General features: G+C 70.5%; 16 protein-coding genes. 10 read left to right on the top strand and 6 right to left on the bottom strand.

What is annotated here, in order from left to right; translation table 11 throughout:
* Positions 1–12: 12 nt before the first annotated feature.
* Positions 13–1,062, top strand: a complete 1,050-nt coding sequence (locus tag ACFW2G_RS06985; RefSeq protein ID WP_037925756.1) for an LLM class F420-dependent oxidoreductase — start codon at positions 13–15, stop codon at positions 1,060–1,062.
* 194 nt (positions 1,063–1,256) lie between these two features.
* Positions 1,257–2,045: a ferritin-like domain-containing protein gene (locus ACFW2G_RS06980; protein WP_384447001.1), complete on the top strand. Its 789-nt coding sequence runs from the start codon at positions 1,257–1,259 to the stop codon at positions 2,043–2,045.
* 46 nt (positions 2,046–2,091) lie between these two features.
* Here the strand turns inward: ACFW2G_RS06980 and ACFW2G_RS06975 are convergent, their stop codons facing one another.
* A complete protein-coding gene (locus ACFW2G_RS06975; protein WP_384580506.1) occupies positions 2,092–3,084 on the bottom strand; it encodes a magnesium and cobalt transport protein CorA in 993 nt (330 codons plus the stop codon).
* A gap of 55 nt (positions 3,085–3,139) precedes the next feature.
* Here ACFW2G_RS06975 and ACFW2G_RS06970 point away from each other — a divergent pair, with 55 nt between their 5' ends.
* The 4 genes from ACFW2G_RS06970 (at position 3,140) to mshC (ending at position 6,702) form a co-directional block, all read left to right on the top strand.
* On the top strand, positions 3,140–3,859 hold the full coding sequence (locus ACFW2G_RS06970; protein WP_037925762.1) for a histidine phosphatase family protein: 720 nt from the start codon (positions 3,140–3,142) through the stop codon (positions 3,857–3,859).
* 77 nt (positions 3,860–3,936) lie between these two features.
* Positions 3,937–4,527 carry a DUF3090 domain-containing protein gene (locus tag ACFW2G_RS06965; protein ID WP_037925764.1) on the top strand — a complete coding sequence of 197 codons (591 nt, stop codon included), beginning with the start codon at positions 3,937–3,939 and terminating at the stop codon, positions 4,525–4,527.
* 14 nt (positions 4,528–4,541) lie between these two features.
* Positions 4,542–5,363 (top strand): SCO1664 family protein, encoded by an 822-nt coding sequence (locus ACFW2G_RS06960; protein ID WP_384580576.1) that lies wholly within the window; start codon positions 4,542–4,544, stop codon positions 5,361–5,363.
* A gap of 109 nt (positions 5,364–5,472) precedes the next feature.
* Positions 5,473–6,702, top strand: a complete 1,230-nt coding sequence (gene mshC, locus ACFW2G_RS06955) for a cysteine--1-D-myo-inosityl 2-amino-2-deoxy-alpha-D-glucopyranoside ligase (protein ID WP_037925768.1) — start codon at positions 5,473–5,475, stop codon at positions 6,700–6,702.
* Between the two features lie 142 nt (positions 6,703–6,844).
* On the opposite strand, the gene ACFW2G_RS06950 is transcribed toward mshC, so the two are convergent.
* From ACFW2G_RS06950 to ACFW2G_RS06930, 5 genes are all read right to left on the bottom strand, one after another.
* Positions 6,845–7,843 carry a PAC2 family protein gene (locus ACFW2G_RS06950; RefSeq protein ID WP_384580504.1) on the bottom strand — a complete coding sequence of 333 codons (999 nt, stop codon included), beginning with the start codon at positions 7,841–7,843 and terminating at the stop codon, positions 6,845–6,847.
* A gap of 126 nt (positions 7,844–7,969) precedes the next feature.
* A complete protein-coding gene (locus ACFW2G_RS06945) occupies positions 7,970–9,577 on the bottom strand; it encodes an FAD-dependent oxidoreductase (protein WP_384447005.1) in 1,608 nt (535 codons plus the stop codon).
* 41 nt (positions 9,578–9,618) lie between these two features.
* Positions 9,619–11,145, bottom strand: a complete 1,527-nt coding sequence (gene glpK, locus ACFW2G_RS06940; protein WP_037925773.1) for a glycerol kinase GlpK — start codon at positions 11,143–11,145, stop codon at positions 9,619–9,621.
* Positions 11,146–11,224: 79 nt separating this feature from the next.
* Entirely contained in the window at positions 11,225–12,007 is a 783-nt protein-coding gene (locus tag ACFW2G_RS06935) for an MIP/aquaporin family protein (protein ID WP_384447007.1), read from the bottom strand.
* Between the two features lie 314 nt (positions 12,008–12,321).
* Positions 12,322–13,089 carry an IclR family transcriptional regulator gene (locus ACFW2G_RS06930; protein WP_384447009.1) on the bottom strand — a complete coding sequence of 256 codons (768 nt, stop codon included), beginning with the start codon at positions 13,087–13,089 and terminating at the stop codon, positions 12,322–12,324.
* A gap of 274 nt (positions 13,090–13,363) precedes the next feature.
* Between ACFW2G_RS06930 and metH the strand changes: the two genes are divergently transcribed.
* The 4 genes from metH to ACFW2G_RS06910 all read left to right on the top strand — a co-directional run bounded on the left by metH (position 13,364) and on the right by ACFW2G_RS06910 (position 21,552).
* On the top strand, positions 13,364–16,876 hold the full coding sequence (gene metH, locus ACFW2G_RS06925; protein WP_037925779.1) for a methionine synthase: 3,513 nt from the start codon (positions 13,364–13,366) through the stop codon (positions 16,874–16,876).
* Between the two features lie 112 nt (positions 16,877–16,988).
* Positions 16,989–17,690, top strand: coding sequence for an HAD family phosphatase (locus ACFW2G_RS06920; RefSeq protein ID WP_037925781.1), 702 nt, complete (start codon positions 16,989–16,991; stop codon positions 17,688–17,690).
* Positions 17,691–18,292: 602 nt separating this feature from the next.
* The gene (locus ACFW2G_RS06915; RefSeq protein ID WP_037925783.1) at positions 18,293–19,897 is read left to right on the top strand and encodes an ABC transporter substrate-binding protein; all 1,605 of its coding nucleotides are present in this window, start codon (positions 18,293–18,295) and stop codon (positions 19,895–19,897) included.
* Positions 19,898–19,968: 71 nt separating this feature from the next.
* Positions 19,969–21,552, top strand: coding sequence for an ABC transporter substrate-binding protein (locus tag ACFW2G_RS06910; RefSeq protein ID WP_037925786.1), 1,584 nt, complete (start codon positions 19,969–19,971; stop codon positions 21,550–21,552).
* Positions 21,553–21,609 lie beyond the last annotated feature (57 nt).

Below are 21,609 nucleotides of genomic sequence, written 5' to 3'. Positions count from 1 at the left end.
GGGGACGACAACATGCGGCTCGGCATCAATCTCGGTTACTGGGGCGCCGGCATGGACGCCGACAACCTCGCCGTCGCCCAGGAGGCCGACCGCCTCGGCTACGACGTCTGCTGGGCGGCGGAGGCCTACGGCTCGGACGCCCCGACCGTCCTCGCCTGGGTCGCCGCCCAGACCGAGCGCATCGACGTCGGCTCGGCGATCCTGCAGATCCCCGCCCGGCAGCCGGCCATGACCGCGATGACCGCGGCCACCCTCGACTCGCTCACCAAGGGCCGCTTCCGGCTCGGCCTCGGCGTCTCCGGCCCCCAGGTTTCGGAGGGCTGGTACGGCGTCAAGTTCGACAAGCCGCTCGCCCGCACCCGCGAGTACGTGGAGATCGTGCGCAAGGCCATGTCGCGCGAGCGGCTGAGCTACGAGGGCGAGCACTGGACCCTGCCGCTGCCGGGCGGCCCGGGCAAGCCGATCAAGCTGACCGTGCACCCCGAGCGCGAGCACATCCCGCTCTACATCGCCGCCATCGGGCCGAAGAACCTGCAGCAGACCGGCGAGATCGCCGACGGCGCCCTGCTGATCTTCCCGGCCGCCGAGCACCTGGAGGCCACCGCGCTCACCCACATCCGGGCGGGCCGCGAGAAGGCCGGGCTGACGATGGACGGCTTCGACGTCTGCCCGACCGTGCCGCTGGCGCTCGGCGACGACGTGACCGCCCTCGCCGACATGTTCCGGCCGTACACCGCCCTGTACGTGGGCGGTATGGGCAGTCGGAAGCAGAACTTCTACAACCAGCTGGCCCAGCGCATGGGCTACGAGAAGGAGGCCGCCGAGATCCAGGACAAGTACCTGGCCGGCGACAAGAACGGCGCGGCCGAGGCCGTCCCCCACTCGCTGATCGACTCCACCACGCTGCTCGGCCCGGTCGAGCGGATCGCCGACGGGATGCGGGCCTACGCCGAGGCCGGGGTCACCACCCTCACGCTGGCACCGGCCGGCTTCACCCTGGACGAGCGGATCGCCGCCCTGCGCGCCGGTACCGAGGCCATGGAGCGCGCAGGCCTGGCCTGAGCCGGCTGCCGCCGGAAAGTCCTGCGGCCGTGGTGGGGGCTCGGGGGGTCTTCCCCGCCACGGCCGACACACCCCACAACGGGCCGGACGCCCGCGGGGTTACGCACACCGGCCCGGGCGGGAGGTTCGTTCATTCGGGCGAGTCGTGCCACCTCTCGGTTGCCCGGCCCGTGGACCGGCGTTTGACTCGTTGCATGCTCTCTGCCCGCAGCCTGTTCCAGGAGATCGTCGACAACGACGACTCCTTCCAGCTGTTCTGCTCCATCGCCGCCAGCGGGGAAGCCCAGGGCGGCTGGGAGAACGCCCGCATCGCGGCCCTGGTGCCGGACTCCATGCGCGACCTCGCCCCCAAGATCACCCGGCACGGCGCCGACGAGGACAAGCACGGCCGGATCTTCCACGCCCTGCTCCGCAAACGGGGCCTGGAAGCCGTCCCCGTCCCGCCGGAGACCGACTACACGATGCTGCTGGAGCGCCGCGGGATCGGCCTGGCCCACGACAAACTGCGTCGCCAGCAGGCGCTGAGCGACGAGGACATCGTCGTCTACCTCGCGCACAGCCGGGTCACCGAACAGCGCGCCGCCGACCAGATGGACATGCTGGTCAAGTACTTCGGCGACCACCCCGTCGTGGGCAAGGCCATCCACATGATCAGCAACGACGAGGACAACCACCTCGCCTACTGCCACGAGGAACTGCTGCGGCTGGCCCGCGCCGGCCACGGCCGGACCATCCAGCGGGTGCTGCGCGAGAGCGCGCTCGCCGAGATCTCCGTCTACCGCGACGTGAGCCTCGCGGTGATGGACCACATGGGACGGCTGCTGCACTGGCCCGCGCCGAAGGCGGCCCTGCTGGCCGCCGGCATCCGCGCGATGTACGCATACGAGCGCTTCAGCGGCTGGCACCGGATGGTCGACCTGCGGATGCCCGAGCGTCGTGACGCCCTCGGGGGCGGGCCCGTCACCAGCCCCGAGTACGCCTAGCTCGATCTTTGACCTGTGCGGCCACGACGGGTGCCGTCCGTCCGGCCTACAGCCAGCCCCGGCGCCGGAACATCCGGTGCAAGCCGAGGCAGGCGCCCGCCATGAGGGCCAGCACCGCCGGATAGCCCCACCACTGGCGCAGCTCGGGCATGTGGGCGAAGTTCATCCCGTAGATCCCGGCGACCATCGTCGGGACGGCCGCGATCGCCGCCCAGGCCGAGATCTTCCGCACGTCGTCGTTCTGCCGCAGACCCGTCTGGGCGAGGTGCGCGGCCAGCGCGTCCGACAGCAGCCGGTCCAGGCCCTCGATGTACTCGCTCGCCTTGGTGAGGTGGTCGGCGACGTCGCGGAAGAACGGCCGGGCGCGTTCGTGGACGAAGGGCACCTCGCCGAAGGCCAGCCGTTCCATCGGCGCCAGCAGCGGGTTCGTCGCCCGCCGGAACTCCAGCACCTGCCGCTTGAAACCGTAGATCCGGGCGGCCGTGTTCCTGGTGTCCGGGGCGTTCGGGGTGAAGACCTCAGCCTCCAGCTCCTCCAGGTCCGACTGGAGTTCGGCCGCCACCTCGATGTAGTGGTCCACCACCGCGTCGGCGACCGCGTACAGCACGGCCGTCGGGCCGTGCCGCAGTACGTCCGGCTCATGCTCCAGCCGGTGGCGCACGGCGGTCAGCGGGGCCCCCTCGCCGTGCCGGACCGTGACGACGAAGCAGTCGCCGATGAACAGCATCAGTTCGCCCGCGGACACGGTGTCGGTCGCCTCGTCGTACAGCACCGGCTTCAGCACCACGAACAGCGAGTCGTCGTACACCTCCAGCTTGGGGCGCTGGTGGGCCTTGAGGGCGTCCTCCACCGCCAGCGGGTGCAGGCCGAACTCCCGGCGGACGTGATCGAACTCCGCTTCCGTCGGCTCGTACGTGCCGATCCACAGGAAGGCGTCACCGCTCGTCCGGGCTTGGTCCAGAGCGTCCGAGAAGTCCTGGGGACCCTCGGCGCGGCGACCGTCCCGGTAGATCGCGCAGTCGACAATCACGCCGAACATTCTCCCCCGCCGCCGACGGGCCCGCACCCGTCCGGCAGCGCCTACGCTGGCCCCCATGGCCACGCTGATCCTCGTACGACACGGGCGGTCCACCGCCAACACCGCAGGGCTGCTCGCCGGGTGGACTCCCGGCGTGGCCCTCGACGAGCGGGGCGCCGAGCAGGCAGCCGCGCTCCCCGGACGGTTGGCGGGCGTGCCCCTCGCCGCCGCCGTCACCAGCCCGCTGCAGCGCTGCCGGGAGACCCTGGCACCCCTGCTGGCCGCCCGGCCAGAGCTGGAACTCCACACCGACGAGCGGATCGGCGAGTGCCACTACGGCGACTGGTCCGGACGCAAACTCTCGGAACTCTCCGAGGAACCGCTGATGAAGATCGTGCAACAGCACCCTTCGGCGGCCGCCTTCCCCGGCGGGGAGTCCATGCGGGCCATGCAGGCGCGCGCCGTGGACGCCGTACGGGAGTGGAACGCCCGGATCGAGGAGCGGGAGGGCGGTGACGCCGTCTTCCTGATGTGCTCGCACGGCGACATCATCAAGTCCCTCGTCGCGGACGCCCTGGGCATGCACCTGGACCTCTTCCAGCGCATCCACGTCGATCCCTGCTCGGTGACGGCGATCCGCTACACGCCGACCCGCCCGTTCGTGTTCCGGCTCGGCGACACCGGGGACCTCGGCTCCCTCGTGCGGCGCCCGGCCGCACCGGAACCGGTCGCCTCCGACAAGGACGCCGAAGACTCCGGGAACGCCGTCGTGGGGGGCGGCGCGGGCGCGGCGTGATCGCCCGGCGCAGTAGGGTGGACGGGCTCACACAAGGGCGCATACCCGCCCCCGCCGCCGAGACTTGGAGACTGGACGTGCCCCGTCAGGTGTTCCTCTACGACCCGCCGGACCGCTTCGTGGCCGGCACGGTCGGCTTGCCGGGACGCCGTACGTTCTTCCTGCAGGCCTCCTCCGGCCCCCGCGTCACCAGTGTCTCCCTGGAGAAGACCCAGGTCGCCGCACTGGCCGAGCGGATGGACGAGCTGCTGGACGAGGTCGTGCGGCGCACCGGCGGAAACGCCCCGGTCCCGGCCATGGCCCCCGCGGAGGCCGCCGACACCGCCCCGCTGGACGTCCCCGTCGAGGAGGAGTTCCGCGTCGGCACCATGGCCCTGGCCTGGGACGGCGAGGAGCAGCGGATGATCGTCGAGGCCCAGGCCCTGGTGGAGCTCGACGCCGAGTCCGACGAGGACCTCGCCGAGGCGGAGGAGCGGCTGCTCCAGGACGAGGAGAACGGCCCGCCGATGCTGCGGGTCCGCCTCACCGGCGCCCAGGCCCGCGCCTTCGCCAAACGCGCCCTGGACGTGGTCAACGCCGGCCGCCCGCCGTGTCCGCTGTGCAGTCTGCCGCTGGACCCGGAGGGGCACGTGTGCCCGCGCCAGAACGGCTACCGGCGCCAGGCGTGACGGGTCAGGGGGACATGCGGGAGCACGGGCGGGGGCACATGGAGGAACTGCTCGCCAGGGGCGAGCTGACCGTCGTCGGCCGGATCCGCGAGGCGTCCAACGCCGTCCTGCTGTGCACCGTCACGTACGACGGGGTGAGCGCCGACTGCGTCTACAAGCCGGTCAAGGGGGAGCGCCCGCTGTGGGACTTCCCCGACGGGAACCTCGCCCAGCGGGAGGTCGCGGCCTATCTGGTCTCCGAAGCCACCGGATGGGGGCTGGTGCCCGCCACCGTGCTGCGGGACGGCCCCTACGGCGAGGGCATGGTCCAGCAGTGGATCGAGTCCCGGCGGCCGCAGGAGGCCTCCCCGCAGGAAGAGCTCCTCGCGCTCGTCGAGGGCGAGGAGGCCGGCGAGGGGTGGAAGCCCGTGGCCTTCGCCGACGTCGGCGAAGGCCGTACCGCCCTGCTCGTCCACGCCGACGACCCGCGGCTGCGCCGGCTCGCCGTCCTCGACGCCGTGATCAACAACGGCGACCGCAAGGGCGGGCACCTGCTGCCGGCCCCCGACGGACGGATCTACGCCATCGACCACGGCGTGACCTTCCACACCGAGGACAAGCTGCGCACCCTGCTGTGGGGCTGGGCGGGGGAGCCGCTGACGGACGAGGCCCGCCAGGCCCTCGCCGTGCTGACCGCGGAACTGGCCGAGGGAGCGCCGCTCGCCACCCGGCTGGCCGAACTGATCACGGAGCCCGAGCTGGCCGCCGTACGGGCCCGGGTGGCGCACCTGCTGCGCACCGGGAAGCACCCGCAGCCGTCCGGGCAGTGGCCGGCGATCCCGTGGCCACCGGTCTGAACCGGCCATGGCGACACGCACAGAACCGGCCGCACCGCAAGAGTGCTGATCAAGACAACAGTGCAGGTCCAGTTCGTTTCCGGAACATCCGTCCGGTTAGGCTCGACACATGCATGCCTGGCCCGCTTCTGAGGTCCCCGCCCTTCCCGGCAAGGGCCGCGACCTCCAGATCCACGACACCGCGACCCAGGGGACGATCACCCTCGCCCCCGGTCCCGTCGCCCGCATCTACGTCTGCGGCATCACCCCGTACGACGCGACCCACATCGGTCACGCGGCGACCTACAACGCGTTCGACCTCGTGCAGCGCGTGTGGCTCGACACCAAGCGGCAGGTCCACTACGTCCAGAACGTCACGGACGTGGACGACCCGCTCTTGGAGCGGGCGCTGCGCGACGGCCACGACTGGACCGAGCTGGCCGAGCGTGAGACCGCGCTCTTCCGCGAGGACATGACGGCCCTCAGGATGCTGCCGCCGCAGCACTACATCGGAGCCGTCGAGGCCATACCCGGCATCGTGCCGCTGGTCGAGCGGCTGCGGGACGCGGGAGCCGCGTACGAGCTGGAGGGCGACATCTACTTCTCGGTGGAGGCCGACCCGCACTTCGGCGGTGTCTCCCACCTCGACGCCGAGGCGATGCGGCTCCTTTCGGCGGAGCGGGGCGGCGACCCCGACCGCGCGGGCAAGAAGAACCCGCTGGACCCGATGCTGTGGATGGCGGCGCGTCCGGGCGAGCCGAGCTGGGACGGCGGCTCGCTGGGCCGCGGCCGGCCCGGCTGGCACATCGAGTGCGTCGCGATCGCCCTGGAACACCTGGGCATGGGCTTCGACATCCAGGGCGGCGGCTCCGACCTGGCCTTCCCGCACCACGAGATGGGTGCCTCGCACGCCCAGGCGCTGACGGGCGAGTTCCCGATGGCCAAGGCGTACGTCCACGCCGGCATGGTCGCCCTGCACGGCCAGAAGATGTCGAAGTCGAAGGGCAACCTCGTCTTCGTCTCGGCGCTGCGCCGGGCCGGGGTGGACCCGGCGGCGATCCGCCTGGCCCTGCTCTCGCACCACTACCGGGCGGACTGGGAGTGGACCGACGCAGTCCTCGACGAGGCCGTGGCCCGGCTGGAGCGGTGGCGCGCGGCGGTGTCCCGGCCGGACGGCATCCCCGCGGACGCGGTCCTCGAAGAGGTCCGCGAGGCCCTTGCGAACGACCTGGACGCCCCCGCGGCCCTGGCCGCCGTAGACCGCTGGGTGGAGCTGCAGAACGCCACCGACGGCGACGATGCGTCGGCCCCCGGCCTGGTCTCCCGGACCGTAGACGCCCTCCTGGGCGTGGCCCTGTAGCCTTCGCGGCCAAGCCCGCCGATGCCCCCGGTCCCGGCCGGGGGCATCGCGCTGTCCGCGGGTCCCGGCGCCGCCGGGACCCGGTGGAGGGCGGGGAGGGGGCGGCTCCGCACGGCGGCGGCCCCGCACCCCGCCCCGCCGATCACGCGTCCGGCGTCTCGTCCCCGCCGGCGGACGGGCCGGCCGGCGGCTCCGGATCCTCCCCGGAGGTGTCCGGCCTGCGCTTCGGGGGACGGGGCGGACCCCCGCTCGTGTCCCGCAGGTACGAGCCGTCGCCAGGCTCCGTGGCCGGGCCCGCCGCGGGGTCCCGTCGCCGCAGGTACCTCTCGAACTCCCGTGCGATCGCGTCGCCCGAGGCCTCCGGCAGGTCGGCGGTGTCCCGCGCCTCCTCCAGGCTCTGCACGTACTCCGCCACCTCGCTGTCCTCGGCGGCCAGTTGGTCCACGCCCAGCTGCCACGCGCGGGCGTCCTCCGGGAGCTCGCCCAGCGGGATCCTGATGTCGATCAGGTCCTCCAGCCGGTTCAGGAGGGCCAGCGTCGCCTTCGGGTTCGGCGGCTGCGACACGTAGTGCGGCACCGCGGCCCACAGCGACACCGCCGGCACCCCCGCGTGCGTACAGGCCTCCTGGAGGATGCCCACGATGCCCGTGGGGCCCTCGTACTTGGTCTCCTCCAGGTCCATGGTCCGCGCCAGGTCCGCGTCCGAGGTGACCCCGCTCACCGGCACCGGCCGGGTGTGCGGGGTGTCCCCGAGGAGCGCCCCGAGGATGACCACCATCTCGACGCCCAGCTCGTGCGCGAAGCCGAGGATCTCGTTGCAGAACGACCGCCACCGCATGGACGGTTCGATGCCGCGCACCAGCACCAGGTCGCGCGGCTTGGCCCCGCCGATCCGCACCACCGAGAGCCGGGTCGTCGGCCACGTGATCTTCCGTACCCCGTTGTCCAGCCACACCGTCGGCCGGTTGACCTGGAAGTCGTAGTAGTCCTCGGCGTCCAGAGCCGCGAAGACCTCGCCCTTCCACTCCCGGTCCAGGTGTGCGACCGCACCGGAGGCCGCGTCTCCCGCGTCGTTCCAGCCCTCGAACGCGGCCACCATGACCGGGTCGATCAGCTCGGGCACGCCCTCAAGCTCGATCACCCAGGTCTCCTTCCCAAGTTCCTTGCGTACGTGGGTCAGCCTAAGCCTTGACGGGACACCCGCCACAGCCCACGACAGAGGGGCGGTTCCCCTCGGAACCGCCCCTCTTCCCCACCTGCGGGAGAGCTATGCCTTGCGGGCCAGCATCTCCTCGACCCGGGCCTTGACGGAGTCGTCGTCCAGGCCGCGGATGGTCACCGTCGTACGGCGGCGCAGCACGTCGTCGACCGTCTCGGCCCACTCGTGGTCGCGGGCGTAGGCGACCTGCGCCCAGATCTCCGGACCGTCCGGGTGGATCCGCTCGGCCAGCGCCGGGTCATCGTTCGCGAGGCGTGCGATGTCGAAGGCCAGGGAGCCGTAGTGCGAGGCCAGGTGGCGCGCGGTCAGCGGGTCCATCCGGGTGCCGGGCTCACGGTCCACCAGCAGCCGGTGCGCGACCGCGTTCGGGTTGGCGACACCCGGCAGCGCGATCCGGCGCACCAGGGACTTCACGGGCTCCATGTCCTCGGTCAGCGGGCTGCCCGGGAGCTTTGCGAGCTTGTCCATGACGACCCGGCCGATGTGGCGGTACGTGGTCCACTTGCCGCCGGCGACCGACAGCATGCCGCCCGCGCCCTCGGAGACGACGGTCTCGCGCTTGGCCTTCTCGACGCCGCCGGGGCCGCCGGGCAGCACGCGCAGGCCCGCGAAGGCGTAGGTCATCAGCGAGCGGTCGAGGTCGGCGTCCTTCACCGAGAAGGCCGCCTCGTCCAGGATCTGCTGGATGTCGGACTCGGTGGCGCGCACGTCCGCCGGGTCGCCCTCGTACACCTCGTCGGTGGTGCCGAGCAGCAGCTGGTCCTCCCAGGGGAGGGCGAAGGTGATGCGGTACTTGTCGATCGGGGTGGCCATGGCGGCCTTCCACGGCGACTTGCGCTTCATGACGATGTGCGCGCCCTTGGAGAGGCGGATCGACGGCATCGAGTGCTTGTCCTCCATGCGCCGCAGGTGATCCACCCACGGGCCGGTGGCGTTCAGCACCACGCGCGCGTCGATCCCGAACTCGGTGCCGTCCAGGCGGTCCTTGAGCTCGGCGCCGGTGACCCGGCCCTGCGTCTTGCGCAGGCCGGTGACCTCGGCGTGGTTGAGGACGACCGCGCCCGACTCGACGGCCGCGCGCACCGTCATGACGGCGACGCGGGAGTCGTTCATCTGGTGGTCGTAGTAGACCGCGACGGCCTTGAGGTTGTCGGTCTTCAGGCCGGGGTTGTCGGCGACGGCACGGGCCGGGGATATGACCTTGCCCATGCCGTCGCCGAAGGCCGAGAGGGCGGAGTAGGCGAAGACGCCCGCGCCCAGCTTGGCCGCACCCACCGGGCCGCCCTTGTAGACCGGCAGGTAGAAGGTGAGCGGGTTGACCAGGTGCGGGGCCACGTCCTTGGCCAGCACCCGCCGCTCGTGGTGGTTCTCCGCGACCAGCTTGACCGCGCCGGTCTGCAGGTAGCGCAGGCCGCCGTGGACCAGCTTGGAGGAGGCCGAGGAGGTGGCGCCGGCGAAGTCGCCGGCGTCCACCATGGCAACCCGCAGCCCCGACTGCGCGGCGTGCCAGGCCACCGAGGTGCCCAGGATTCCACCGCCGATGACCAGCAGGTCGTACGTGGCCTTCGCCAGCTGCTCGCGGGTCTCGGCACGGCTCGCGTTCGCGCCGGCGGTCGGGTGCGTACCCAGTGCGGGGACGCTCTGCAGGGTGCTCATGTCTCTTATCGCTCCTCGTCGATTGACTCAGCTGGTGCGGATCAGCTGGCGTCTTCGTCGTCGACCCAGCCCATGGACCGCTCGACGGCCTTGAGCCAGCTCTTGTACTCGCGCTCCCGCTGCTCGGCGGGCATCCGCGGGGTCCACTCCGCCGCCCGGCGCCAGTTGGCGCGCAGGGCGTCGGTGTCGGGCCAGAAGCCGACGGCCAGGCCGGCGGCGTAGGCGGCGCCGAGGCAGGTCGTCTCGGCGACCATCGGGCGCACCACCGGGGCGTCCAGGAAGTCCGAGAGCGTCTGCATCAGCAAGTTGTTGGAGGTCATGCCGCCGTCGACCTTCAGGGCCGCGAGCTCGACGCCCGAGTCCTTGGTCATGGCGTCGGTGATCTCACGGGTCTGCCAGGCGGTGGCCTCCAGGACGGCACGGGCGATGTGCGCCTTGGTGACGTACCGGGTGAGGCCGGCGATCACACCACGGGCGTCGGAGCGCCAGTACGGGGCGAACAGGCCGGAGAAGGCCGGCACGAAGTAGGCGCCGCCGTTGTCCTCCACGGAGAGGGCCAGGGTCTCGATCTCGGCCGCGGACTTGATCAGGCCCATCTGGTCGCGCATCCACTGGACGAGCGAGCCGGTGACGGCGATGGAGCCCTCCAGGGCGTAGACCGGCTTCTGGTCGCCGATCTGGTAGCCGACCGTGGTCAGCAGGCCGCTGTAGGAGTTGATGATCTTGTCGCCGGTGTTCATGAGCATGAACGTGCCGGTGCCGTAGGTGGACTTGGCCTCGCCCTCGGCGAAGCAGGTCTGGCCGAACAGCGCGGCCTGCTGGTCGCCGAGCGCCGAGGCGACCGGGACACCGGCGAGGACGCCCTCCTTGACGTGGCCGTAGACCTCGGCGGAGGACTTGATCTCGGGGAGCACGTTGAGCGGGACGCCCATCGACTCCGCGATCTTCTCGTCCCAGGCCAGGGTGTGCAGGTTCATCAGCATGGTGCGCGAGGCGTTGGTGACGTCCGTGACGTGCGCACCGCCCTGGGCGCCACCGGTGAGGTTCCAGATGACCCAGGAGTCCATGGTGCCGAAGAGGATGTCGCCTGCCTCGGCGCGCTCGCGCAGGCCCTCGACGTTGTCGAGCAGCCAGCGGACCTTCGGACCCGCGAAGTAGCTCGCCAGCGGCAGGCCGGTCTCGCGGCGGAAGCGGTCCTGGCCGACGTTGCGGCCGAGCTCCTTGCACAGGGCGTCGGTGCGGGTGTCCTGCCACACGAGCGCGTTGTGGACCGGCTCACCGGTGTTCTTGTCCCACAGGACGGTGGTCTCGCGCTGGTTGGTGATGCCGATCGCCTTGACGTCGGCGGAGGTGATCTCGGCCTTGGCGATGGCGCCGGCGACGACCTCCTGGACGTTGGTCCAGATCTCGGTGGCGTCGTGCTCCACCCAGCCCGGCTTCGGGAAGATCTGCTCGTGCTCCTTCTGGTCGACGGCGACGATCCGGCCGTCGCGGTCGAAGACGATGCAGCGAGAGGAGGTGGTGCCCTGGTCGATCGCGGCGATGAAGGGGCCGGTGCTGCTGGTCATGATGGCTGCTCCTGGCAGGTCTGGTGAGTAGGCGGAATCAGGAGTGCGGTGCGGATCTTACGAGCGCGGCATGTGCTGATCAGGCGAACGCGATGTTGTAGAGACCGCCGGCGAGTGCGGCACCGGCGAGCGGGCCGACCACCGGGATCCAGGAGTATCCCCAGTCGGAGCCGCCCTTGTTGGGGAGCGGCAGCAGGGCGTGGACGATGCGGGGGCCGAGGTCGCGGACCGGGTTGATGGCGTAGCCGGTCGGGCCGCCCAGGGAGAGGCCGATGCCGACGACCACGAAGGACGTGATCAGGACGCCTATGACGCCGAGGCCCTTGCCGTCGTCCTGGAGGCCCTGGGTCAGGATCGCCAGGACCAGGACGGCGGTGCCGATGATCTCGGTCGTGAGGTTCTGCACGACGTTGCGGATCTCGGGGCCCGTGGAGAAGATGCCGAGCACGGGGCCGGCCACGTCGTGCGGGTGCGGGTCCTCCGGGCCGAGCTTGGCGTCGCGGATGTGCTCGGGGTCGGCGAGGTGCACGCGGAACTGGCCGTAGTAGGTGATCCACATCAGGACCGCGCCGAGCATGGCGCCCAGCAGCTGGCCGGCGAAGTAGACGGGGGTGTCGCCCCACTCGCCGGTCTTGACGGCGAGGCCGACGGTGACCGCCGGGTTGAGGTGCGCACCGGAGAGCGGTGCGGACACGTAGGCCGCGATGAGGACGGCGAAGCCCCAGCCGAAGGTGATCGCGAGCCAGCCCGCATTGCGGGCCTTGGAGCTCTTGAGCGTCACGGCGGCGCAGACGCCGCCACCGAGCAGGGTGAGCAGGGCGGTACCGATGGTCTCGCCGATGAAGATGTCGGAGCTGGACACCCGCGACTCCTTACGTACGTCCAGGGGTGGGCGGACACCGGGTCCCTCCGGTGGTTCCGCGCACTCGGTGAGTGCTGCACCGGTCCTTGGCCTTGTCGCATCCTAGCGCGTATTGCCGGTAGGTGTTCGACAATGCCGACCGATGAACGGCAGTTTTCCGCCCAGGTGAAGAACGCGTCAAGGGTCGGTCGGGCCAATGTGTCGGATCGTTACCCGTAGGTGCGATCAGCCAAATCCAGCCATTCGAAGGTCGGGATGTGGCGAAAAATGGGCATAAGAGGGCCAGGTGGTGGCCGAAGCCTGCTAAAGGGAGGTCAGAACCGGCCTGCGCCGAGATCGCGTGAAACCGCGCGCGCACAGTCGCGCACCGAGGCCACCAGGGCCGCGCGGGGCTCGCCGCCCTCGCCGCAGACCCGCTCCACGGCGCCCGCCACCGCCACCGCGCCCACGGGCATGCGGCGCCGGTCATGGATCGGCGCCGCTACCGAGGCGACCCCCTCCCACGTCTCCTCGACGTCCGCGGCCCATCCGCGCGCCCGGGTCAGGCCCAGGACCTCCTCGAAGCCGATGGCGTCGGTGACGGTGCGGGGGGTGAACGCGTCGCGCTCCACCTCCAGCGCCTGGGTGTGCGCGACCGGGTCGTACGCCGACAGCACCTTGCCCAGGGCGGTGGAGTGCAGCGGCTGCATGGCCCCGACCTCCAGCACCTGGCGGCTGTCGTCGGGCCGGAACACGTGGTGCATGATCAGCACCCCGCTCTGGTGGAGCACGCCGACGTACACGCTCTCGCCGCTCGCCCGGGCCAGGTCGTCCGTCCACACCAGGGCGCGGGCGCGCAGCTCGTGGACGTCGAGGTAGCTGTTGCCCAGGCGCAGCAGCTCCGCGCCCAGCTGGTAGCGGCCGGAGGCCGGGTCCTGCTCCACGAAGCCCTCCGCCTGGAGGGTGCGCAGGATGCCGTGGGCCGTTCCCTTGGCCAGGCCCAGCGATGAGGCCACGTCGGAGAGGCCCAGCCGGCGTTCGCCGCCCGCCAGGAGTCGCAGCATCGCAGCGGCTCGTTCGAGCGACTGGATGTTCCGTGCCATCGCGCAGCCTCCTGCTGACCTTCGTTACTACTGACCATCTTGACGTGGTTCGACAATGCTGAACAGTATCGGTCGATGTCGACCTTGCGCACCGTCGGAGATCTGTTCGCCGTACGGTCACCGGGACATCCGCGCCACGTTCCCGCCACAGAATGCAGTCCGCCACGTGGGACACCCGCACCGGGGCCGGTGCCTCGCGGTTACCCTGGCCGCGTGCGCCCCTGACACAGCGGGGGCGCAAAGCCGACAGCCGTCGCATCCCAGGGAGCACTCCATGGCCTCGTTGCCGAACCCGCCCGCCGCCACCCAGACCAGGGCCGACGCCCTCCGGGAGGCGCTCGCGACCCGCGTGGTCGTCGCCGACGGAGCCATGGGGACGATGCTCCAGGCGCAGGACCCCACCCTGGAGGACTTCCAGCAGCTCGAAGGCTGCAACGAGGTCCTCAACATCACCCGTCCCGACATCGTCCGCACGGTGCACGAGGCGTACTTCTCGGTGGGCGTGGACTGCGTCGAGACCAACACCTTCGGTGCGAACTACGCGGCCCTCGCCGAGTACGACATCGCCGAACGCAACTTCGAGCTCTCGGAGGCCGGCGCACGCATCGCCCGCGAGGCCGCCGACTCCTTCACCGCCTCCACCGGACAGCAGCGCTGGGTGCTCGGTTCCATGGGCCCCGGCACCAAGCTGCCCACGCTCGGCCACATCACCTACGCGCAGATCCGCGACGCCTACCAGACCAACGCCGAGGGCCTGCTCGCCGGCGGTGCCGACGCACTGCTCGTCGAGACCACCCAGGACCTCCTGCAGACCAAGTCCTCCATCATCGGCGCCCGCCGGGCCATGGAGGCGCTCGGCGTCACGGTCCCGCTGATCTGCTCCGTCACCGTCGAGACCACCGGCACCATGCTGCTGGGCTCCGAGATCGGCGCGGCCCTGACCGCGCTGGAGCCGCTCGGCATCGACATGATCGGCCTGAACTGCGCCACCGGCCCCGCCGAGATGAGCGAGCACCTGCGCTACCTCGCGCGCAACGCCCGCATCCCGCTCTCCTGCATGCCCAACGCCGGTCTGCCCGTCCTGACCAAGGAGGGCGCGCACTACCCGCTGACCGCTCCCGAGCTCGCCGACGCCCAGGAGACCTTCGTCCGCGAGTACGGCCTGTCCCTGGTCGGCGGCTGCTGCGGCACCACCCCCGAGCACCTGCGCCAGGTCGTGCAGCGGGTCCGCGGCACGGCGGTCGTCCCGCGCGATCCGCGGCCCGAGCCCGGTGCCGCCTCGCTCTACCAGACCGTGTCCTTCCGTCAGGACACCTCGTACATGGCGATCGGCGAGCGCACCAACGCCAACGGCTCCAAGAAGTTCCGCGAGGCCATGCTGGAGGCCCGCTGGGACGACTGCGTCGAGATGGCCCGCGACCAGATCCGCGAGGGCGCGCACATGCTCGACCTCTGCGTGGACTACGTCGGCCGCGACGGCGTCGCCGACATGGAGGAGCTCGCCGGCCGCTTCGCCACCGCCTCCACCCTGCCGGTCGTCCTGGACTCCACCGAGGTGCCGGTGATCAAGGCGGGCCTGGAGAAGCTCGGCGGCCGCGCGGTCATCAACTCGGTGAACTACGAGGACGGCGACGGCCCCGAGTCCCGCTTCGCCAAGGTCACCCGGCTGGCCCAGGAGCACGGCGCCGCGCTCATCGCGCTGACCATCGACGAGGAGGGCCAGGCCCGCACCGTCGAGCACAAGGTGGCCATCGCCGAACGCCTCATCGAGGATCTGACGGCGAACTGGGGCATCCGCGAGTCGGACATCCTCATCGACACGCTGACCTTCACCATCTGCACCGGCCAGGAGGAGTCCCGCCGCGACGGCATCGCCACGATCGAGTCGATCCGCGAGCTCAAGCGCCGCCACCCCGACGTCCAGACCACCCTGGGCCTGTCGAACATCTCCTTCGGCCTGAACCCGGCCGCCCGCGTCCTGCTGAACTCCGTCTTCCTCGACGAGTGCGTCAAGGCCGGCCTCGACTCCGCCATCGTCCACGCGTCGAAGATCCTGCCGATCGCCCGGTTCGACGAGGAGCAGGTCTCCACCGCCCTCGACCTGATCTACGACCGTCGCACCGAGGGCTACGACCCGCTGCAGAAGCTGATGGCCCTCTTCGAGGGCGTCAACACCAAGTCCCTCAAGGCGGGCCGCGCCGAGGAACTCCTCGCGCTGCCCCTGGAGGAGCGCCTGCAGCGGCGGATCATCGACGGCGAGAAGAACGGCCTGGAGGCCGACCTGGACGAGGCCCTCCGAACCCGCCCCGCGCTCGACATCGTCAACGACACCCTCCTGGAGGGCATGAAGGTCGTCGGCGAGCTCTTCGGCTCCGGCCAGATGCAGCTCCCCTTCGTCCTGCAGTCCGCCGAGGTGATGAAGTCGGCGGTGGCCTACCTGGAACCGCACATGGAGAAGACGGACGACGAGGGCAAGGGCACGATCGTCCTCGCCACCGTCCGCGGCGACGTCCACGACATCGGCAAGAACCTCGTCGACATCATCCTGACCAACAATGGCTACAACGTCGTCAACATCGGCATCAAGCAGCCCGTCTCCGCGATCCTGGAAGCCGCCCAGGAGCACAAGGCCGACGTCATCGGCATGTCCGGCCTGCTCGTGAAGTCCACCGTGATCATGAAGGAGAACCTGGAGGAGCTGAACCAGCGCAAGCTGGCCGCCGACTACCCGGTGATCCTCGGCGGCGCCGCCCTCACCCGCGCCTACGTCGAGCAGGACCTCCACGAGATCTACGAGGGCGAGGTCCGCTACGCCCGCGACGCCTTCGAGGGCCTGCGCCTCATGGACGCCCTCATCGCCGTCAAGCGCGGCGTGCCCGGCGCCACCCTGCCCGAGCTGAAGCAGCGCCGCGTCGCCAAGCGGGACACCCCCGCGCTCCAGGTCGAGGAGCCGGAGGAGCCCGGCGGCCGTTCCGACGTGGCCGTCGACAACCCGGTGCCCGCCCCGCCCTTCTGGGGCACCCGAGTGGTCAAGGGCATCCCGCTCAAGGACTACGCCTCCTGGCTGGACGAGGGCGCCCTCTTCAAGGGCCAGTGGGGCCTCAAGCAGGCCCGCGCCGGCGGCGCCACGTACGAGGAGCTCGTCGAGAACGAGGGCCGCCCGCGGCTGCGCGGCCTGCTGGAGAAGCTGCACACCGAGAACCTGCTGGAGGCGGCCGTCGTCTACGGTTACTTCCCCTGCGTCTCCAAGGGCGAGGACCTGATCATCCTCGACGACGCCGGCAACGAGCGGACCCGCTTCACCTTCCCGCGCCAGCGCCGCGGCCGCCGCCTGTGCCTCGCGGACTTCTTCCGCCCGGAGGAGTCCGGCGAGACCGACGTCGTCGGCCTCCAGGTGGTCACGGTCGGCTCGAAGATCGGCGAGGCAACGGCCCGGCTGTTCGAGTCCGACTCCTACCGCGAGTACCTGGAGCTGCACGGCCTGTCCGTCCAGCTCGCCGAGGCCATGGCCGAGTACTGGCACGCCCGCGTGCGCGCCGAGCTCGGATTCGGCGGGGAGGACCCGGCGAAGGTCGAGGACATGTTCGACCTCAAATACCGGGGTGCCCGCTTCTCCCTCGGCTACGGCGCCTGCCCCGACCTGGAGGACCGCGCGAAGATCGCCGAGCTCCTCCAGCCGGAGCGGATCGGCGTCCACCTCTCGGAGGAGTTCCAGCTCCACCCGGAGCAGTCGACGGACGCCATCGTGATTCACCACCCCGAAGCCAAGTATTTCAACGCACGCTGAGCTCCGGCGACGTACACTTGTCGGTCCCATACAGGCCGGTCGCCTGTTCCCCGGGGGGTGCCCCCGCGGGAAGAGGCGACCGGCTTTCTCGTCCCTTCCGAGAGGCACGCGCATGACGAGCACCGTTCCCGCCCCGGTCACCCGCACGGCCGACGGTTCGGCCCTGCAGGCGGTGCTGCTCGACATGGACGGCACCCTGGTCGACACCGAGGGCTTCTGGTGGGAGGTCGAGGCGGAGGTCTTCCGGGAGCTCGGGCACCGGCTTGAGGATGCCTGGCGGGACGAGGTCGTCGGCGGGCCGATGACGCGGAGTGCCGGCTTCCTGATCGAGGCCACCGGCGCCGCCATCACCGTCGCCGAGCTGAGCGTCCTGCTCAACGAGCGCTTCGAGGCCCGCATCGCCGACCGGGTCCCGCTCATGCCGGGCGCCGAGCGGCTGCTGGCCGAACTGGCCCGGCACAACGTGCCCACCGCCCTCGTCTCCGCCTCCCACCGCCGGGTCATCGACCAGGTCCTGCTCACCCTCGGCCGCGACCGCTTCACCATGACGGTCGCCGGCGACGAAGTCGCCCGCACCAAGCCGCACCCCGACCCGTACCTGCTCGCGGCCCGCACGCTGGGTGCCCACCCCTCACGCTGCGCGGTCATCGAGGACACCCGCACCGGTGTGGCGGCCGCGGAGGCCGCCGGCTGCCAGGTCGTGGCCGTCCCGTCGGTCGGCGTGATCGAACCGGCTCCGGGGCGTACGGTCGTCCGCTCGCTGGAGGACGTCGACCTGGCATTCCTGCGCTCCCTCGTCGCCCCCATGAACTGAGAGTGACGACCGGAGCCGGTCCGGCCGCCCGGACCGGCTCCGGTCCGGTGCCCGCCACCCAACGGGACACATCGGCATGCAGTGACCTACATCGGCATGCGTCACCACGCACCGGAATCCTCTGAGTACGCTCCGTGCCGAATGGAATGGCGTTGGGTTGCGTCTCGACGGAAGGATCTTCCGTCGGGGGGCCTGGAGGCTGAAATTCCATCCCCTATGAGGCCGTTGCGCAGGGTGACCTTGGTCACGCGCCACACCCTCGACGGGCCTGTCAGGGGGCCCTTTGGGCTTCCCATGTGTCCGCATTGATCAGCCCCTGACCGAATCTGCGGAGCCCTGCCTGTGAACAGGCAGTTCGCTCCGATCACGGTGCGATTACGCATCAAGTCCGGCCAGTTCCAGCCATCCCGCCCTGGACCACTAGTGTCGATCCGGGCACTGCGCCGCACCCAGCCGCGTCCCGGACACACACCCCTGTGCCGGACCGCGTGGACCGATCGTCACAACCACCGGCCCGATCGTTCCGCCCAGAACGGGCGACCGCCGCGAAGTGCCCTTCACGCCGCTTTGAGCAAGTGCCGGTTACAGGGAGTACTTCCAGCATGAACCGCAAGACCATGGTGCTGACGGCCGCGGCCGGACTGCTCACCCCCGCGCTGGCCGCATGCGGCACCGCGAGCGGCGGAGGAGCAGGATCCGCGGCGATCGTCGTCGGGACCACCGACCGGTTCGAGGCCGCAGAGTTCGCCCCCGCCCCCTTCGACCCCGCCTACGCCTACGACGCCGGCGCCTGGAACATCCTGCGCCAGACCGTCCAGACGCTCATGCACACCCCGCGCGGTGGAGGTCAGCCCGTCCCCGAGGCGGCCTCCGCCTGCCGCTTCACCGACTCCCGCAACGAGAGCTACCGCTGCACGCTGCGCCCCGGGCTCACGTTCGCCAGCGGGGACCCGCTCACCGCCCGGGACGTCAAGTTCTCCATCGACCGCGTGCTCGCCATCAAGGACGAGAACGGCCCCTCCTCGCTGCTCTCCACCCTCGACAACGTCGAGGTCAAGGGCGAGGACACCGTCGTGTTCCACCTGAAGACCCCGGACGCGACCTTCCCCTTCAAGCTCTCCACCCCCGCCGCCGGCATCGTCAGCGAGAAGGACTACGACGCCAAGAAGCTCCGCGAGGGCTTCGTGGTGGACGGCTCCGGCCCCTACACCATGAAGGCCGAGGTCAAGGAGAACCGCCTCGTCCGTGCCGTCTTCAGCAAGAACCCCCGCTACAAGGGCGACATCAAGCTGCAGAACGACAAGGTCGAGCTGCGCACCTATCCCGACTCCCAGGCCATGGGCAAGGCCCTCACGGACGGGAAGATCCACATGGTCTCCCGCACCCTGTCGCCCGCCCAGATCACCGAGCTCAGCGTCAAGCCGCCCAAGGGCGTCAAGCTGGTCCCGATGCCCGGCCTGGAGATCCGCTACCTCGGCTTCAACACCGACGCGCCCGTCGTCAAGGACAAGGCCGTGCGCCAGGCGCTCGCCGCCGCCGTCGATCGCAGCGCGCTGATCTCCAAGGTCTACGGCAAGTCCGCCCAGCCGCTCTACTCGCTGGTCCCCACCAGCGTGACCGGCCACGTCAACTCCTTCTACAACAAGTACGGCGACGCCAACACGCCCAAGGCCGCCGCGCTGCTGAAGGAGGCCGGGATCAAGACCCCGGTCAAGCTGACCCTGCACTACACCAACGACCACTACGGCGACGGCACCGCGGCCGAGTTCGAGGCCCTCAAGGCCCAGCTCAACTCCACCCAGCTGTTCGACATCACCGTCCAGGGCAGCGAGTGGGCGGACTTCCGCCCCGCGCAGAAGAAGGGCGACCACGCCGCCTACGGGCTCGGCTGGTTCCCCGACTACCCCGACGCCGACAACTTCCTCGCCCCGTTCCTGGAGCAGGACAACTTCCTGGGCACGCCGTACGCCAACAGCGCGGTGCGCACCAGGCTCCTCCCCGAATCCCGGCGCGCGGTCGACCGTAACGTCGCCGCCCCCGCGATCACGGAGATGCAGGACATCGTCGCCGAGGACGTACCCGTCCTGCCCCTGTGGCAGGGCAAGCAGTACGTCGCCGCGCGCGACGGGATCACCGGAGTGGAGTGGTCGGTCAACGCCATCTCCGACCTCCAGTTGTGGGAGCTCGGCCGCGGCGTAAGCGGCTGAGCAAGGCAGAGACCGGCAGCGGATGTCGCGGGCCGGCGCAACGAAACAGTTCGACTGTGAAGGACGTTCGCGTGAATCGACGTAACCAGTGGCTGGTGGCCCCGCTCGGCGCGGCCACCGCTGCCGCGCTGCTCAGCGGTTGCGGTTCGACCGATGGCTCCAATGCCGGCAGCGGCAAGGGCGTGGTCATGGGCATATCCGACAAGGTGAAGTCCACCGACCCGGCGTCCGGCTACGACCCGGGCTCCTGGCTGCTCTTCAACAACGTCTTCCAGTCGCTGCTCAGCTTCCCCAAGGGCGGCACCACCCCCGAGCCCGACGCGGCGCAGAGCTGCGGCTTCGAGGGCGGCGACAGCAAGCTCTTCAAGTGCACCCTCAAGCCCGACCTGAAGTTCAGCAACGGCAACGAGCTCACCTCGAAGGACGTCAAGTACTCCTTCGAGCGCACGCTGAAGATCAACGACGAGAACGGCCCCGCCGTCATGCTCGCCTCGATCGCCGGCATCGACGCCCCCGACGACCAGACCGTCGTCTTCCGCCTGAAGAACTCCGACGCCACCTTCCCGAGCAAGATCGCCTCGGGTGCGGGCTCCATCGTCGACCACCGCGAGTACCCGGCCGACAAGCTCCGCACCGACAACAAGGCCGTCGGCTCCGGCGTCTACAAGCTCGACTCCTTCAGCGACAAGAGCGCCACCTTCTCGGTCAACGGCTCCTACACCGGCAAGGCCAAGGCCAAGAACACCGGCGTCACGCTGAAGTTCTTCAACGGCGACCAGGCCGGTCTCAAGACCGTCCTGGAGAACGGGGACGTCGACTTCGCCTTCCGCGGCCTCGCCGCCAAGGACATCGCCGCCCTCGCCTCCACCAAGACCGGCGACGACAGGGTCGACGTCGTCCAGGGCACCGGCGCCGAAGTCGAGCACATGGTCTTCAACGTGAACGACCCGGTCGTCGGCAAGCTCCCCGTCCGCAAGGCCATCGCCTACCTCGTGGACCGCGAAGCCCTCGTCAAGGACGTCTACGCCGGCACCGCCACCGCGCTCTACTCCATCGTGCCGACCGGCATCGCCGGCCACACGACGCCGTTCTTCGACCGCTACGGCGGCACCCCGCAGCCCGAGAAGGCCAAGGCCGTCCTCAAGGCCGCGAACATCAACGGCAAGGTCAAGGTCACCCTGTACTCGACCCCGTCCCGCTACGGCCCCTCCACCGACCAGCAGTTCGAGGTCATCGCCAAGCAGCTCAACGACAGCGGCCTCTTCGAGGCCGACGTCAAGTCCGTCGAGTACGAGCAGTACGAGAAGGACATCCAGGCGGGCAAGTACGGGATCTACGTCAAGGGCTGGGTCCCCGACTACCCGGACGCGGACAACTTCACCCAGCCGTTCTTCGGCCCGGGCAACGTCCTCAACAACAACTACGACAACAAGGAGATCACCGGGACGATCATCCCGTCGACCTCCGCGAAGTCCGACCGCACCGCGGCCAACACCGACTACGACCGGCTCCAGGACATCGTCGCCGACGAGCTCCCGATCCTCCCGCTCTGGCAGGGCAAGCAGTACGCCGTCACCCGCCAGAACGTGAACGGCCTGCAGTGGTCCCTGGACGCCTCCACCGTCTTCCGCTTCTGGGAGATCAGCAAGGGCTGATCCGGGCCGCCCCCGGACACAGCACGGGGCCGCACGCGCAGGGTTCCCCGCCCGTGC

Source organism: Streptomyces sp. NPDC058880 (assembly GCF_042742535.1).
GTDB lineage: Bacteria > Actinomycetota > Actinomycetes > Streptomycetales > Streptomycetaceae > Streptomyces.
This window is presented reverse-complemented; position numbering and strand designations above follow the sequence as displayed.